Raw genomic sequence first — 13879 nt, forward strand, 5'->3', positions numbered from 1 at the left:
ACCGAACCGACCCATCATGTCCATGATCGACATCCAGGCCATCAGCAAGTGGTATGGCAGTTTCCAGGTGCTCACCGACTGCTCCACCCATGTCGACAAGGCAGAGGTCGTCGTGGTGTGCGGGCCGTCGGGCTCGGGCAAGTCCACGCTGATCAAGTGCGTCAACGCGCTCGAACCGTTCCAGAAGGGCGACGTGATCGTCGACGGCATTTCCGTGGCCGCCTCCAAGACCGATCTGCCCAAGCTGCGCGCCCGCGTCGGCATGGTGTTTCAGCATTTCGAGCTGTTCCCGCATCTGTCGGTGATGCAGAACCTGACGCTCGCACAACTCAAGGTGTTGGGCCGCAACAAGGCGGAGGCCATCGCCAAGGGTGAGCATTACCTTGAGCGTGTGGGCCTGGCCTCGCAGCGCGACAAATTCCCCGGCCAGCTCTCGGGCGGCCAGCAGCAGCGCGTCGCGATCGCCCGTGCGCTGTGCATGGACCCGATCGCCATGCTGTTCGACGAACCGACCTCCGCGCTCGACCCCGAGATGGTGGGCGAGGTGCTGGAGGTCATGGTGGGTCTGGCCAAGGATGGCATGACCATGATGGTGGTGACGCACGAGATGGGCTTTGCCCGCAGCGTGTCCAGCCGCGTGGTGTTCATGGATGCAGGACGCATCGTCGAGGACTGTGCCACCGGCGAGTTCTTCGGCAACACCCAGGCGCGCAGCGAGCGCGCGCAGCAATTCCTGGGCAAGATCCTGGCGCATTGACCCGTGCGGGCCCGCATGCGCCTGGAGCGGGATGGCCGCAGCAGTACCATTTCGCGGTCATCCCGTGCCGCCCGCCCTGCTCATGTCCCAGCTGCAAACTCTCACCATCACCCGCCCCGACGACTGGCATTTGCACCTGCGCGACGGCGACGCGCTGACTGACACCGTGGCGTGGACCGCGGCGCAATTCTCCCGCGCCATCGTCATGCCCAACCTCAGGCCGCCGGTGGCGAGCACCGCGCAGGCGCTGGCATACCGCGAGCGCATCCTCGCGGCCCGGCCAGCGGGTTCGGCGTTCGAGCCGCTGATGACGCTGTATCTCACCGACACCACGCCCCCGGCCGAAATCGAGCGCGCCAGGGCCAGTGGCGCGGTGCACGCGGTCAAGCTCTATCCATCGGGTGCCACCACGAATTCCGACAGCGGCGTGACCGACCTGGCCCGGGTCTACCCGGTGTTCGAGGCCATGCAGCAGCAAGGCATGCCGCTCCTGATTCACGGCGAAGTCACCGACCCCGAGGTCGACGTATTCGACCGCGAGGCGGTGTTCATCGAGCGCCATCTGCTGCGCATCCGGCGCGACTTCCCGGCGCTCAAGATCGTGCTGGAGCACATCACCACCGCGCAGGCTGCAAGCTTCGTGCGCGAGCAGGCTGCGGTGGATGCGCGTGGCGCGCCGCTGCTGGCCGCCACCATCACCGCCCACCATCTGCTCTACAGCCGCAACGCCATGTTCGCCGGGGGCGTTCGCCCGCATTACTACTGCCTGCCCGTGCTCAAGCGCGAGCGCCACCGCCAGGCCTTGCTGGATGCCGCAACCGGCGGCGACGCGCGTTTCTTCCTTGGCACCGATTCGGCACCGCACGCACGCGCCCTGAAGGAGGCGGCCTGCGGCTGCGCCGGATGCCTCACGGCGCCCCATGCGCTGGAACTCTACGCCCAGGCTTTCGAGCAGCGCGGCGCGCTGCACAGGCTCGAGGCTTTCGCCAGCCATTTCGGCGCGGACTTCTACTGTTTGCCGCGCAACACCGGCACCCTCGCACTGGAGCGTGTGCCCATGGCAGTCCCCGAGTGCTTGCCCTATGCCGGGGGCGACGTCGTTCCGCTGGGCGCCGGGCAGATCCTGCCGTGGCGCCTGGCATCCGCATTCTGAGCCCCCGCGATCAGATCCGCATCGCCGCCGTTGGCACCTGGTACTGCGCGGCCCCCATCAGGTCGATGCCGCAATCCAGGTTGTCCAGCCAGTCCAGCAACTGGCCGATGGCCGCACCCTCGAGCGGCGCGCCATGCTGGGGCGCGATCATCGCGATGTCCAACTCGCGCACCATGCGTACCCACAGCTTCAGAATCTTGTTGCTCACCATATAGCGCTTGTGAAACGCCTCCATGCCTGGCGGCATCGGGTTCAGATTGGTGAGAAAGTGCGAGGCCCTCTCCCCGCTGACCAGCGATACGCCCAGATCGCCCGAGAACAGGATCCGGCTCACCGGGTCGTAGAACTGGAAATTGCCTTCCGAGTGCATGACGTGCGCCGGCAGCAGCCACAACTCGGTCTGGCCGAAGCGCAGCCTGCCGCCCTCGTCGGGTACGGCAACGATGCGGTCGTCGGTCTTGCCGAACTTGCAAAAGTGCGGGGCGAAGCGTGCCCACAGCTTGGAGATCACGAGCTTGGCCTGGCTGGATGTCATCCAGCGGTCCAGCGAGGCGATGATGTCCGGGTCGGCGTGCGAGGCCAGGATGTAGTCCAGACCCTGGGGTGCGATGTGCTTGCGTATGCTCAGGCTCAACTCGTTGTAGGTCATGTTGCCGCCGGGGTCGAGGATGACCCCTCCGCCGTGATCGACGATGAGGAACTGGTTGGCCTGCACCGCCTCGGCCTCTTCGGGCACGAGGTCGGTGAACATCACGCAGGCGTGCTGCGGGTCTTTGTAGAGTTCGATGGGCATGGAGGGCGCGCAAATTTACAGGATAGAGAGCAGTGCCGGGCGGCGGCTTGAGCCAGATCAAATACCTGCCGGTGCATGGTTCGCGGATAATGCACGTTGCGAAGCGGGCCGGGCAGCCGCGCTGGCGCGGGGCGACCCGCGCGGTGAGGAAGGTCCGGACTCCACAGGGCGGGGTGACGGCTAACGGCCGTGCGCGGCGACGCGACGAACAGGACCACAGAGACGAGCAAGCGCGGCGCAAGCCGCGTGGACGTGAAACGCGGCAACCTCCACCCGGAGCAACACCAAATAGGCAGGCGAAGCAGGGCTTTCGGGCCTTGTGAAAGCGCGGCCCGCGCGAGCCTGCGGGTAGGTGGCAACGAGCCGCTGCGGTAACGCACGGCCCAGAGGAATGGCTGCCACGTCGGGCAACCGATGCACAGAATCCGGCCTACAGGCCCGCTTCGCACTGTTTTCAGTTCCGGCGTTTCGGCTGCGCCAGCCGAGAGGTGTCGCAACACTTCGGGCGCTGCGGTTGGATGCGCCGAAATGGCGCAAAAGCAGCGAGCGGATGCATCATGGGAGGCCAGCCGCACCACGGCAGGCAGCACGCAGCCGGCGTGCAGTCCAGCGCAGGAGCATCCCATGCAGATCATGCTCACCCGTCAGGCGAGGTCGAGGGCATCAGCCCGCCACGCTTTCGCGGCCGGATGGAGTTGGCCCTGACCGAACGCGGCCAGCGCCAGGCCGGCGCGCTTGGCTTGGCGCTTGCGGAGCAGTGCAAACCTGCCGCCATCGACACCAGCCCGATGCAGCGCTGCCGCGATACCGGCGCTGCCATTGCCACGGCCTGCGGCTTGAGCGCCCAGGTGCAAGCGGGCATCGACGATTTCGACTACGGCGAATGGCAGTGGAAGACCCACGAAGAAGCCCGCACCCAATTTCCGCGCGACTTCGCGCTGTGGAAGCAAACTCCGCAGTGGATGCGATTCCCCGGCGGGGAGTCTTTGCAGGCGGTGGCGCTGCGCACCGCCGATGCCTTGCGCCAACTGCTCACGCGCCATGCCCATGACACCGTGGTGCTGGTGGCGCACGACAGCGTCAATCGCGTCATCCTGTTGCCAGCGCTCGACCTGCCGCTGTCGGCCTACTGGCGCATCGAGCAAAGCCCTTGCTGCATCAACGAACTGGAGTTGAGCGCCGGCGGCCATGTCGGCATTGCACGCGTCAACGACACCAGCCATCTGCGCGGCGTGGCGTGAGTTTTTCGCTGACGGCGAGTTGATAAGAGCTGACAATTCGAAACACGCCACCGATCCCAACTTTGTTGTAATGCATCCCAGGAGATGACATCCTCCTGACCCCAACCGCCTCCCGGCTGATGATGTCTGTTCTGCGCTCCGTGTCGCCACGCTGCGCGTCGGACCATGCCGAGGAGACGACGATGTCCGCCACCAAGCCCTGCCCGTTCTGCCAGATCACAGAACCGGTACTGCGCAACAATCTGGCCTATGCGATTTTCGATCGCGACCCGGTGACTCCGGGGCACATGCTCATCATTCCCTATCGCCATGTGGCAGACTGGTTCGACACCACCTGGGACGAGAAGCGCAGCCTGCTCGCGCTGGCCGACGACGCCCGCACCCTGCTCAAGCGCGAGCACGACGCCGACGGCTTCAACCTCGGCGTGAACTGCGGACTGGCCGCCGGCCAGAGCATTCTCCACGTTCATCTGCATCTCATCCCCCGCTACCACGGTGACATGGACGACCCGCTGGGCGGTGTACGCGGCGTGATCCCGGCGCGGCAGAAATACTGATACGGGCGCCGAACTTCGACGCCGCTGCTGGCTAAGCCCCGCGCGCAAGCGCCAGGCGCTGGCCTTCGTGTTGACGATCGGCGTGCCCAGCCAGTGCGCCGATTGCACCTACGAAGCTTCGCGCAGTGTCCTCGGCCTGCTCTATCAGGCGTCGCCGGACTGGCGGGTGGCGTTCTGTCTGGTCATGCAGTTGGCCGCTTTGCCGCTGTTCGCCAGCTTGGCTGCGACGCATGCAAAACCGCGTCCTACCCCTAACCACCGTTTACAACTGCATGCGGTTTGGTTGCTGATCTCAGGGAAAGCCAGACCTGGACTGAGGGCACAAGGCGATGGATTCGCCGACACTTTGCCCGCCAAGCTTCACAGGGCTGATGACTCCTACCCAATGCGCGCCCCAGCCGCGCATCCTGTCGTCACGGGTTCAGGGAGGAGCCATGCAAGCAGCCACAGCACATTCATGCCTGTCGCCGATTGATCCATCCGTCGGCCAGTGCCTTGTTGCGCGCCTTGCGGCAGCATCTGGCTGCCCTGCGGGCTTCGCCCGGCCATGCCGAGCTCATTGCCCAGGCCAAGGCGCTGGCTGGCGCGGTTTCGCGCCGAGCATGAGGCTTTTGCCGGCGCGCGCCTGCCGCGTCTCGACCGCGAACTTGCCTGGTATCTGTCATGGCACGACTTCACGCAACGCTTCCCGCGCTGCGTCTGCGCGTGTGCCTTGCCGAACTCACCACGCAACGCGGGAAGATCGAAGCGGACGACGCCTTCGACGTCGCCCTGGCGCGCAATTTTGTGGAGGCGGGACAAGCGGTGGTCAGCAACGGCTTTGCCTTACGCGGGGAAGAGCGCATGATCGTCGTCACCGGTCCCAACCATGGCGGCAAGACCACGCTGGCGCGTACCTTCGGGCAACTGTCCCACATCGCCAACCCGGGTCTGCCGGTGGCGGCCAGCAGCGCCACGCTGTTGCTGTTCGACGGCATGTTGACCCATTTCGAGCGCGTGGAGGACATTGGCAGCCAGCGCGGCAAACTGCAGGACGACCTGGTGCGGATGCACCGCATTCCGGCCGCCGCCAGCCCGCGCAGCATCGTGTTGATGAACGCAATGTTTTCCTCGACCATCCTGGACGACGCGCTGGAACTGGCGCACCGCATCATGACGCGCCTTTGCGCAATCGGTGCGATGTGTGTGTTCGTCACCTTCCTCGATGAGTTCGCCGCGTTCGACGCGCAGACCGTGAGCATGGCCGGCATGGTCGATGCGCGGCGATGGCCCTGGCGACGCTTTTCTGCACGATGTTGCCTCCCGCGTGCTGCTGGCCGCCACAGGCGAGGGCGACGCCCGCATCATTGCCTGGCGGCAAGCCGCGTCGCGCGACGCGCTCGAACATGCGCCGGAGCTGCGCGGGCAGCATGCTCGGGCCTAGCCGCACTGCGCCTGCCAGGAGACGATATGCCCGGCGGGCACCATCTGTTGGATGCGGGGCAGCACGGAGGCCACCACCTCGGGGTCGTCGTAGAACTCCAGCACCAGCGGCAGATGCACGTTCAGGCGCAGCAGATCGTCGGCATGCACCTCCCCTTTGCTGCCGAAACCGGCCACGCCACGAAACACGGTGACGCCGTGGACCTTGTGCTGTTCGTGCAGCAGCTTGAAGATTTCATGCATCAGGTTGTGGCCCTGCACCTTGTCGCCTTCCTTGATGTAGATGCGCGCCATCGTGACGGTTTTCATGGGTCAGACTCCCAGGTTGTGTGAAAGATAGGCGCCGAGCGCCGTGCCCAGCATGGACAAGACAACGGACAGAACCACGTAGAGCCCGGCCTTGGCCGCCTCGCCGTTTTCAATCAGGGTCAGTGTTTCCAACGAAAAGGTGGAAAACGTGGTGTAGGTGCCGACACCACCCGTGAGGATGCCGGTACGCATGGCCGGGCTGATGGCGGCGTACTTCAGGGTTTCATAAAACAGGAAGCCCATCAGGAACGACCCCAGCGCATTGATCGACAGGGTGGCGAAGGGGAACGACCTCCCCAGCGAGCGTTGCACGACGAGGGTGTGTCCGTAGCGGCTGAAGGCGCCGATGAGCGCGAAGATCGCGATGTAGAGGAATGTCATCGAAGTTGCTCGTCGCTCAGGAGTCGGTGAATTGCAGATGGCGCGACAGATAGGCGCCGAAGAACGCGGCGGCGACCGAGAACACCACGGACGCGCCGATATAGAGTGCTGCCAGGATGAAGTGCCCATGTTCGAGCAGATGGATGGCCTCGATGGAGAAGGTGGAAAACGTGGTGTACGTGCCGAGGCCGCCGGTGAGAATGCCTGTGCGCAGATCCGGGCTGACGTTGATGCGCTCCAGCGTTTCGAAGAACAGGAAGCCCATCAGGAACGACCCCAGCACATTGATCGACAGGGTGGCGAACGGGAAGGCGTCGCCGAGCACGCCCTGCACCACGAGAGACTGCCCATACCGGGCAAACGCGCCCAGGATGGCGAAAACGGAGATGTAAACGGAAACCATCAAACGTCCTGAAAATCAAGAGAGGGCGGCCAGTGCCGCGATGCGTGCCCGGCGCGCTGCCCAAAGCGTCATGAAAGCAACCGGGATTGTTGTTGTTTTCTCCAGAGCGGGTGGCTCGCGGCGGCGGTTGTGCGCGCATCAGGTCGGCGGCGCCCACACCAGAACCAGCCCGAACACCAGCACCAGCAGGATGCCGATGTAGGCGAGATACGCGTTCATCAGGCCGTTCTGCAGAAAACGCAACTTGCGCGCCAGCCCATGCACCGTGCGCACTGCCGGGGTGAACAGCAGCGCGCCGAACACGGGGGCTTGCGAATAGCTGAACTGCAGTTCCTTGAGAAAGTAGGGCTTGCCTTCGAACTGCCGCGCCACGGCGTTGTGCGGGCGATAAACAAAGTTGTAGAACACCCGCATCGCGTTGGAGAACGACAGCGCGGTGGTCGCTCCGGCGTGGGCGGCGTAGTCTTCGCCGCCGCACCACAGCGGCGCGCGGCGTACCGCAAAGCGCCTGCGGCCCCAGACCAGCCAGAGCGGCAACAGCGCCAACAGCGGCACGGCCATCACCAGCATGGCCGGGGAGATGAAGGCAAACCCGGCCGACAGCGGCACCAGCAGCCAGCCATGGGTCATTTGCCGTGCGGCATTCACGGCGGGCCAGGCGGCTTGTTGCATCAGCGGCAGCCACCACACCAGGGTCACGGCGAACACCGGCGCGGCCAGGCCGGTGATGAGCACGGAGAACCTTTGCAATGCCGTCAGTTCCGTCTGGTGTTTGCGATGTTGCGCGGAGTGCTCCTCGTTCTGCCCCAGCAGGCCGACGCCGAACAGCTTGACCATGGTCGCCAGGGCGATGGCGGTGGTCAGCGCCAAGCCCGCCCCGGCCAGCGCCAGGGCGATGCGCGAGCCGTCGCCCTTCAAGGTGAAGTCGTGGAACAGGGCCTGGAACAAATACCACTCGCTCACAAACCCGGCGGTGGGCGGCATGGCGGCCAGGCTCATGGCGGCGAACACCGCACCCAGGCCGAGGGTGAGCGGCGCATGGCGCAGGATGGCGTTTTGCCGCAGATGATGGTTGCCCTGCAGCGCGGCGGCTGAATCGGCCGTGAGAAACAGGCTGCCCTTGGCCAGGCTGTGGCCCATGAGGTGAAGCATGCCCACCGTCCAGGCCAGCGCCGACAGCATGTCCTGGCCACCGGCGCGGAAAATCAGCGCCGCGCCCAGCGCGGTCACGGCAACCCCGGCGTTCTCGGCGGAGGAAAACGCCAGCAGCCGCCGCCAGTCGCTTTGCTGGAAGGCGTAGAGGATGGCGAGGATGGCGGTGAACATGCCCGCCGCCAGCACCACCACACCAAAGCCCGCCAGCCAGGGCGGGTTGCCCATCCATTGCAGCAGTGCACGGCCCAGGGCGAAGTAGGCGGCGTTCAGGACGATGCCCGACATGAGCGCGCCGGTGGAGCCGCTGCCGCTGCCGTAAGCCCCCGGATACCACTCGTAAAACGGCAGCAGTCCGAGCTTGGCGCCAAAGCCCACCAGCCACAGCAGGCCGAGGAAGAAGGCCGGGGCCACGCCCCATCCGGTCCACTGCAGGGCGTAGGTGCCGAAAGCCAGACTCTGCCCCAGCATCAACACCGCCAGCAGCAAGGCCACGCCACCCACCTCCAGCAGCGCGAGCATGAACAGGTTGTCGTGCCCGGCCTGCACGCTGCGATGGTCGGCCAGCAGCATGAGCGCGCCGCCGAACCCCATCACCTCCCAGGCGATGAGAAAACTCGCGCCGTCTTGCAGGCCGTACACGCCTAAAGCGCCGAGCAGCGACAGCGCCGCGCCTGCGGCCCAGCCGCGTGTGTGCTTGGCGCCGCCGCGCAGGGTTGCAAAGAAGGCGGGCAGCAGCGCGGGCAGCATCAGCCACAGCGCGGCGGCGTCGGGGTGGAAGATGACGGGGGCATCGCCGAGTCGCAGCACGGCCTGCCCCGCGCTGCCGCCGGGCAGGCCCCACAGCGCGCCGACGGCGGCGAGCACGCAGCCCAGCGCGAGAAGCAAGCGGGGCAGGGCCGTACCCATGAACAAATCCGCCAGCAGCGCCAGCACCCAGGCCAGCGCGGCCAGGCCGAAGGCGGCCAGCGCGATGGCATCAGGCGTGTTCATGCCGGCCTCGATGGACGCGCTGCGGTCGGCGTTTCAGCAGCATCAGCAGGGCTTCGATCAGCGCGGCCGGGTTGGGCGGGCAGCCGGGCAGCCACACATCCACCGGCAGGATGCCCTCCAGCCCCTGATGGCAGGCGTAACCGCCACCATTGGTGCCGCTGCCGGTGGCGCAGGTGCCCGCAGCCATCACCCAGCGCGGCTGCGGCATGGCGTCATAGGTGCGCAGCAGCGGCTCGCGCATCGCGGCAGTGACGGGGCCGGTGACCAGCAGCAGATCGGCGAAACGCGGCGACGGGGTGAAGAACACACCCAGCCGGTGCAGGTTGTAGAAGGGGTTGAGCAAGGCTTGCAGCTCGCTCTCGCAGCCGTTGCACGAACCGGCATCGACGTGGCGGACGTGCAGGCTTTTGCCGAAGATTTTGAGTTCCCGAGTGAGCGCTTGTTCGTTCGAGTCTCCCCCTCCCGACCTTCCCCACGCGGTGGGGGATGCGTGATCCGCCTCCTCCTCAAGCTGGGGGGAGGTTTTTACCGAACCATGGTTCAACAAATCCGCCTTGTCGCGCACGCCGAACGCCCAATCGTGGCTGGCGCTGAGCGCGCCCTCGGGGCAGACCTCGGTGCAAAGCTGGCAGCCGACGCAGCGGGCGTAGTCGAGTTGCACATGTTGGCCAGTGTCGACGCCAATTGCGGACGCTGGGCATGCAGCGACGCAATCGTTGCAGCCGCTCTGCGCCGCGCTGCAGCGCGTAGCGTCGAAGCGAGGCAGGCCGAGCACGCCATCCTGCCCGTCGGGGCCGGGGCGCTGCGGCCAGGGCGTGGTGGCGCGGCCCTTGTGCCATCCGAACCAGGTCCATACCGGCATGGTCGTCTCCTTACCGATCCGCACCGGCGACGGACAGGCCGAAGCTGGCCTCGTTGATGGCGTAGTCCATCATGTTGCTGTCCTCCACGGTGAAGGGGAACACCCGCCAGTTGGAAAACGACGGGTCCTTGATCTTGACGCGCTGCAGCCGGGTGCGCGTGGCATCGAGATGCACCGCATACAGCAGGCCGCCGCGCGTGGTTTCCACCCAGCCCAGGCCTTCACCATGGGGATCGGCTGGTTCCAACACCTCGTGCCGCAGCACCGGACCGGGCTTGACGCGGCCGATGGCCTGACGGATCAGCGCCAGCGATTCGCGGATCTCCTCCATGCGCACCAGCGAGCGGGCGTGGGCGTCACCTGTTTTTTGCACGGGCACGGAAAAGCGCACCTTGTCGTAGTTGGCGTAAGGGTGGTCGCGGCGCAGATCGCGGTCGAGGCCGCTGGCGCGCTCGATCGGTCCGCAAGCGCCCTGGTCGAACGCAACCTGGCGGTCGAGATGGCCGGTCGTCATCAGGCGGTCGAGATGGCTGCGGGTGTTTTCAAGGCGCTGCAGATAGCTGCCGATGTCGTCGGTGACGGTGTCGAGCGCGGCGTCCAGGCCGCTCACATCGAGGTCGCGGCGCAACCCGCCGGGGGTGATGAGGCCGCGCAGAAACCGGCTGCCAGTGAGTTTGGCGTTGATCTGCTTGAGCCGTTCTTCGAGCAACAGCCCTTGCGCCTCGCCCACTTTCAGCGTGGTGGTCTTCGACAGATGGCCGAGGTAGTGCAGGTGGTTGTAGAGCCGCTCCAGTTCCGCGAGGATGACGCGCAGATAGCGCGAGCGCGACGGCGCACGCCAGCCCAACGCGCCTTCCACCGCCTGCGCAAACGCCAGCGCATGCGCCACCGAGTCGATGCCGCTGACCCGCTCGGCGAGCACCGCGCCCGCACGGAGGTCGGGAGCGCGCAAGGCAACGCCGGGCCGCCCCAAGTGCCCCCAGGAGATGGCAGCGTCATTTCCTGGGGGCACTTGAAAACGCGCTTCCATCGCGCGGTGTTTGTAAAACAGCCGCGGGTGATAGTGCAGGATGCCTTCGCCGATGTAGAAGAACAGGAATTGGGCGGACTCCACGATGTCCGCACGCACCGGGCCGAAGGGCAGGCGCTGGATGTCCGGCCCCAAGACCAGCGGCACGATGGGCGGTTGCGGGGTGAAGTCGAGAGCCGCGGCATGGATGTCGAAACCATGCGCAAGCGGTGCAGGTTGGCGCGGCATGCCTTCGTGCAGCACCAGCGGGTTGGGCTCGGGGTGGCCGGTGAAGCGCAGGCCGTCAAGGTCCATCATCTCGCGCTCATACCAGCCCAGCAACGGCAGCTTGTCGGCCAGCGAGGGCAGGGTGTGGTTGTCCGGTCGCACGCGCCAGACTTTGTAGGGCTGGTTCGCGCCCAGGCTCCCGAGGAAGCCGCCGGGCCGCCCCAAGGCTGCCTCACCCCCATGGGGGGCGGGAGCCGCTTGCGGCGACCTGGGGGCGCTCACGACATAGATCACGTCCAGCCCGCCGTCGCTGCAGCCGCAGGCGTAGGCCATCTGCATGCGGCCATGGGCGCTGGGGGTGTCGCCCAGCGCGGTGAGCAGGGCGTCGGCGGCGGCAGGCAACTCCCCAGGTCTCAGGCGGATGGTGTCGCAGTGGCGCATCTCACACCCCTCCCAGTTGCGTGGCGATGCTGGCCAGATGGTTCCAGATCGGCGGCAGCCACCACAGTCCGAGCAGCAGGATGGCGACCAGTGCCACGGCCATCGGCGCGACATGCACGAAGCGCAATTTCAGATGCGGCGCATGCTTCGGACGCGAGCCAAAATACATGGCGCGGAAGTGGTTGAGAAAGCCGATGAAAATGACGATGAGCAGCACGGCCATCCACCATACCGCCCACGGATTTGTACTCACCATGCCGCCGCGCAGGATGGTGAGTTCCGAGAGAAAAAGGCCGAACGGCGGCGCCCCGGTAATAGCCACGGCACCGGCCAGCCAGATGGCGCCCGAGCGAGGAAAAAAGTGCAGCACACGGCGGATATTGGCAATCTCCTTGCTCTCGTAAGCGTGCATCATGTTGCCCGCGCCGAAGAACACCAGCGACTTGGTGAGCGAGTGATTGAGCATGTGATACAGCGCGCCGATCACCCCCAGCGGCCCGCCGAAACCGAAGCCCAGCGCGACCACGCCCATGTGCTCCACGCTGGAATAGGCGGCGAGGCGCTTGATGACGGTCTGGTGGCTGATGAACAGCGCTGCCACCAGCAGGCTGAACGCGCCCAGCACCACGAGTGCGGTGCGCGCCGCGGCCTCGATGCGGGTGTGCTGCAGGATGTGCAAATAGCGCACGATGCCCAGCATGGCGCAGTTGAGCAGCGCGCCCGACAGCATGGCCGACACCGGCGCCGGGCCCTCGCTGTGCGCATCCGGCAGCCAGGTGTGCATCGGCGCCAGGCCGACCTTGGTGCCGAAGCCCACCAAGACCAGCAGGAAGGAGAGCAGCAGCAACACCGGCTCGGCCTTGGGGGCGATGCCGGCGAGGTTGGCCCAAGTCATGTCGTACTCCGGGCCGAGGATGAACGTGCCGGCCCAGTAAAACAGCACCGTGCCCAGCAGCGCCAGACCAAGACCTGCGGAGACGATGACGATGTACTTCCACGCCGCTTCGATGCTTTCCGGCGCGCGCTGAAAGCCCACCAGAAACGCGCTGACGATGGTGGTGAGGTCAATGGCGATCCAGTACAGCCCGGGGTTGTTCTGCACCGGTGCCAGGAACATGGTGAGCGCGAACGCGGCGAACAGGCTGTAGAAGCGGTGCAGCCGCGCCAGCTCCCCATGCATCCAGCGCATGTAGCCAATGGCGTAGACGCTGGCCAGCAGATAGACGATGGCCAGGCACAGCATCACCCACACGCCGAAATCGTCGAGCAGCAGGCCATGGTTCAGCGCGGTGACCGCCGTGTCGGGCGTGGCGATGAGCAGCACGATCACCAGGATGAGGTCGATGATCGCCGCGGCGAGATTCAGAGCCTCGGCCAGCCGCGAGTGCCGTGACACCCAACTGCCCACCGCCGCCAGCGCAGTGACGGCCCAGATGGCATACAAGACATTCCAGATCACGTCTTGCTCCAATCGCGTCGTTCGCTGGTCATCGCCTCACCCCACCAAGCGCGTGAGTTCGCGGCTGCTGGTCGTGCCCACTGCCTTGTGCAGGAAGCGGATCAGCATGCCGAAGGTGGAGACGATGATCAGCAGGTCGAAGAGGATCACCATTTCCAGCAACAGCGGCATGCCCGGCACCAGGATTTGCGAGCCGAGAAAAATGCCGTTCTCGATCACCAGCAGGCCGAGGATGGAACTCACCGCCTCCGCGCGCAGCACCAGCATCAGAAAGCCGATGAGCTTGAGCGCGAACATGGCGGTCAGCGCCAGCACGGCGATGTTGTCCACCAGGTTCATGCGCGCCCCCAGCTTCTCCGCCACCGCATAGGAAAACAGCACCAGAAAACCGCCGAGCACGATGCTCGACGCCGGTTGCAACAAGGGCGTGAATTCCCGGTTCTGCCCCAGGTCGTTGACGATGCGCACCAGCAGGTACGGCAGCAGGGTGCCGCGAAACAGCGCGGTCAGCGCGGCGATGAAAATCAGCTCCGGGTAATGCCCGGTGATGCCGACGGCCAGCGACAGCGCCGCAATCACCCATGACTCGGCGGCGAAGGCCAGGATGTGGTTCTTGATCCAGTGCGAGCCCAGCATGACGAAGGCCAGGATGAGCGCGATGATGATCAGCAGGCTGAAGATGGATGCCTGCACGCCGCCGAGGTGGAAGATCAACATGG

The 13879-nt window shown here is 65.8% G+C and carries 15 protein-coding genes, 1 other RNA gene, 1 pseudogene and 1 riboswitch; of the genes and pseudogenes, 8 read left to right on the forward strand and 9 right to left on the reverse strand.

The window, feature by feature from the left end; translation table 11 throughout:
• The first annotated feature begins 22 nt into the window (after positions 1 to 22).
• Positions 23 to 757: an amino acid ABC transporter ATP-binding protein gene (locus THIX_RS04780; protein WP_112488175.1), complete on the forward strand. Its 735-nt coding sequence runs from the start codon at positions 23 to 25 to the stop codon at positions 755 to 757.
• A gap of 82 nt (positions 758 to 839) precedes the next feature.
• Positions 840 to 1910, forward strand: coding sequence for a dihydroorotase (gene pyrC / locus THIX_RS04785; RefSeq protein ID WP_112488176.1), 1071 nt, complete (start codon positions 840 to 842; stop codon positions 1908 to 1910).
• A 10-nt stretch (positions 1911 to 1920) separates the two neighbouring features.
• On the opposite strand, the gene THIX_RS04790 is transcribed toward pyrC, so the two are convergent.
• Positions 1921 to 2703 (reverse strand): MBL fold metallo-hydrolase, encoded by a 783-nt coding sequence (locus THIX_RS04790; protein ID WP_112485290.1) that lies wholly within the window; start codon positions 2701 to 2703, stop codon positions 1921 to 1923.
• 100 nt (positions 2704 to 2803) lie between these two features.
• Between THIX_RS04790 and rnpB the strand changes: the two genes are divergently transcribed.
• The 6 genes and pseudogenes from rnpB to THIX_RS23685 all read left to right on the forward strand — a co-directional run bounded on the left by rnpB (position 2804) and on the right by THIX_RS23685 (position 5924).
• An RNA gene (gene rnpB, locus THIX_RS04795) (RNase P RNA component class A) lies at positions 2804 to 3152 on the forward strand.
• A 108-nt stretch (positions 3153 to 3260) separates the two neighbouring features.
• Complete coding sequence (locus THIX_RS04800; protein ID WP_233224403.1) at positions 3261 to 3944, forward strand: histidine phosphatase family protein; 684 nt, start codon at positions 3261 to 3263, stop codon at positions 3942 to 3944.
• A 71-nt stretch (positions 3945 to 4015) separates the two neighbouring features.
• Positions 4016 to 4080: riboswitch (Fluoride riboswitch) on the forward strand.
• Positions 4081 to 4126: 46 nt separating this feature from the next.
• Positions 4127 to 4501: an HIT family protein gene (locus THIX_RS04805; RefSeq protein WP_112488177.1), complete on the forward strand. Its 375-nt coding sequence runs from the start codon at positions 4127 to 4129 to the stop codon at positions 4499 to 4501.
• Positions 4502 to 4571: 70 nt separating this feature from the next.
• Complete coding sequence (locus THIX_RS22875; protein WP_158540801.1) at positions 4572 to 4976, forward strand: hypothetical protein; 405 nt, start codon at positions 4572 to 4574, stop codon at positions 4974 to 4976.
• A gap of 368 nt (positions 4977 to 5344) precedes the next feature.
• A pseudogene (locus tag THIX_RS23980) lies at positions 5345 to 5677 on the forward strand (DNA mismatch repair protein MutS); the annotation flags it as partial.
• Between the two features lie 79 nt (positions 5678 to 5756).
• Entirely contained in the window at positions 5757 to 5924 is a 168-nt protein-coding gene (locus tag THIX_RS23685) for a hypothetical protein (RefSeq protein ID WP_162497974.1), read from the forward strand.
• Here the strand turns inward: THIX_RS23685 and THIX_RS04815 are convergent.
• The 8 genes from THIX_RS04815 to THIX_RS04850 form a co-directional block, all read right to left on the reverse strand.
• Complete coding sequence (locus tag THIX_RS04815; protein WP_112485291.1) at positions 5921 to 6232, reverse strand: DUF190 domain-containing protein; 312 nt, start codon at positions 6230 to 6232, stop codon at positions 5921 to 5923. The genes THIX_RS23685 and THIX_RS04815 overlap by 4 nt on opposite strands.
• Before the next feature lie 3 nt (positions 6233 to 6235).
• Positions 6236 to 6613, reverse strand: a complete 378-nt coding sequence (crcB, locus tag THIX_RS04820; protein WP_112485292.1) for a fluoride efflux transporter CrcB — start codon at positions 6611 to 6613, stop codon at positions 6236 to 6238.
• Between the two features lie 16 nt (positions 6614 to 6629).
• Positions 6630 to 7016, reverse strand: coding sequence for a CrcB family protein (locus tag THIX_RS04825; protein ID WP_112485293.1), 387 nt, complete (start codon positions 7014 to 7016; stop codon positions 6630 to 6632).
• Between the two features lie 138 nt (positions 7017 to 7154).
• Positions 7155 to 9161 (reverse strand): proton-conducting transporter membrane subunit, encoded by a 2007-nt coding sequence (locus THIX_RS04830; protein ID WP_112485294.1) that lies wholly within the window; start codon positions 9159 to 9161, stop codon positions 7155 to 7157.
• Complete coding sequence (gene nuoB, locus THIX_RS04835; protein WP_112488178.1) at positions 9148 to 10023, reverse strand: NADH-quinone oxidoreductase subunit NuoB; 876 nt, start codon at positions 10021 to 10023, stop codon at positions 9148 to 9150. The genes THIX_RS04830 and nuoB overlap by 14 nt, the downstream gene beginning before the upstream one ends.
• A 10-nt stretch (positions 10024 to 10033) precedes the next feature.
• On the reverse strand, positions 10034 to 11701 hold the full coding sequence (locus THIX_RS04840) for an NADH-quinone oxidoreductase subunit C (protein WP_112485295.1): 1668 nt from the start codon (positions 11699 to 11701) through the stop codon (positions 10034 to 10036).
• Between the two features lies 1 nt (position 11702).
• Positions 11703 to 13160, reverse strand: coding sequence for a proton-conducting transporter membrane subunit (locus tag THIX_RS04845; protein ID WP_112488179.1), 1458 nt, complete (start codon positions 13158 to 13160; stop codon positions 11703 to 11705).
• Between the two features lie 36 nt (positions 13161 to 13196).
• Entirely contained in the window at positions 13197 to 13877 is a 681-nt protein-coding gene (locus THIX_RS04850; RefSeq protein ID WP_112485296.1) for a hydrogenase, read from the reverse strand.
• Positions 13878 to 13879: the final 2 nt, after the last annotated feature.

The sequence above is a fragment of the Thiomonas sp. X19 genome, assembly GCF_900089495.1.
Lineage (GTDB): Bacteria > Pseudomonadota > Gammaproteobacteria > Burkholderiales > Burkholderiaceae_C > Thiomonas_A.

Bases quoted from the DNA above. Each gene is read 5' to 3' on its own strand.
- THIX_RS04780 (WP_112488175.1), top strand. From the start codon at position 23: ATGATCGACATCCAGGCCATCAGCAAGTGGTATGGCAGTTTCCAGGTG.
- pyrC (WP_112488176.1), top strand. From the start codon at position 840: ATGTCCCAGCTGCAAACTCTCACCATCACCCGCCCCGACGACTGGCAT.
- THIX_RS04790 (WP_112485290.1), bottom strand. From the start codon at position 2,703: ATGCCCATCGAACTCTACAAAGACCCGCAGCACGCCTGCGTGATGTTC.
- THIX_RS04800 (WP_233224403.1), top strand. From the start codon at position 3,261: ATGGGAGGCCAGCCGCACCACGGCAGGCAGCACGCAGCCGGCGTGCAG.
- THIX_RS04805 (WP_112488177.1), top strand. From the start codon at position 4,127: ATGTCCGCCACCAAGCCCTGCCCGTTCTGCCAGATCACAGAACCGGTA.
- THIX_RS23685 (WP_162497974.1), top strand. From the start codon at position 5,757: ATGCGCGGCGATGGCCCTGGCGACGCTTTTCTGCACGATGTTGCCTCC.
- THIX_RS04815 (WP_112485291.1), bottom strand. From the start codon at position 6,232: ATGAAAACCGTCACGATGGCGCGCATCTACATCAAGGAAGGCGACAAG.
- crcB (WP_112485292.1), bottom strand. From the start codon at position 6,613: ATGACATTCCTCTACATCGCGATCTTCGCGCTCATCGGCGCCTTCAGC.
- THIX_RS04825 (WP_112485293.1), bottom strand. From the start codon at position 7,016: ATGGTTTCCGTTTACATCTCCGTTTTCGCCATCCTGGGCGCGTTTGCC.
- THIX_RS04830 (WP_112485294.1), bottom strand. From the start codon at position 9,161: ATGAACACGCCTGATGCCATCGCGCTGGCCGCCTTCGGCCTGGCCGCG.
- nuoB (WP_112488178.1), bottom strand. From the start codon at position 10,023: ATGCCGGTATGGACCTGGTTCGGATGGCACAAGGGCCGCGCCACCACG.
- THIX_RS04840 (WP_112485295.1), bottom strand. From the start codon at position 11,701: ATGCGCCACTGCGACACCATCCGCCTGAGACCTGGGGAGTTGCCTGCC.
- THIX_RS04850 (WP_112485296.1), bottom strand. From the start codon at position 13,877: ATGTTGATCTTCCACCTCGGCGGCGTGCAGGCATCCATCTTCAGCCTG.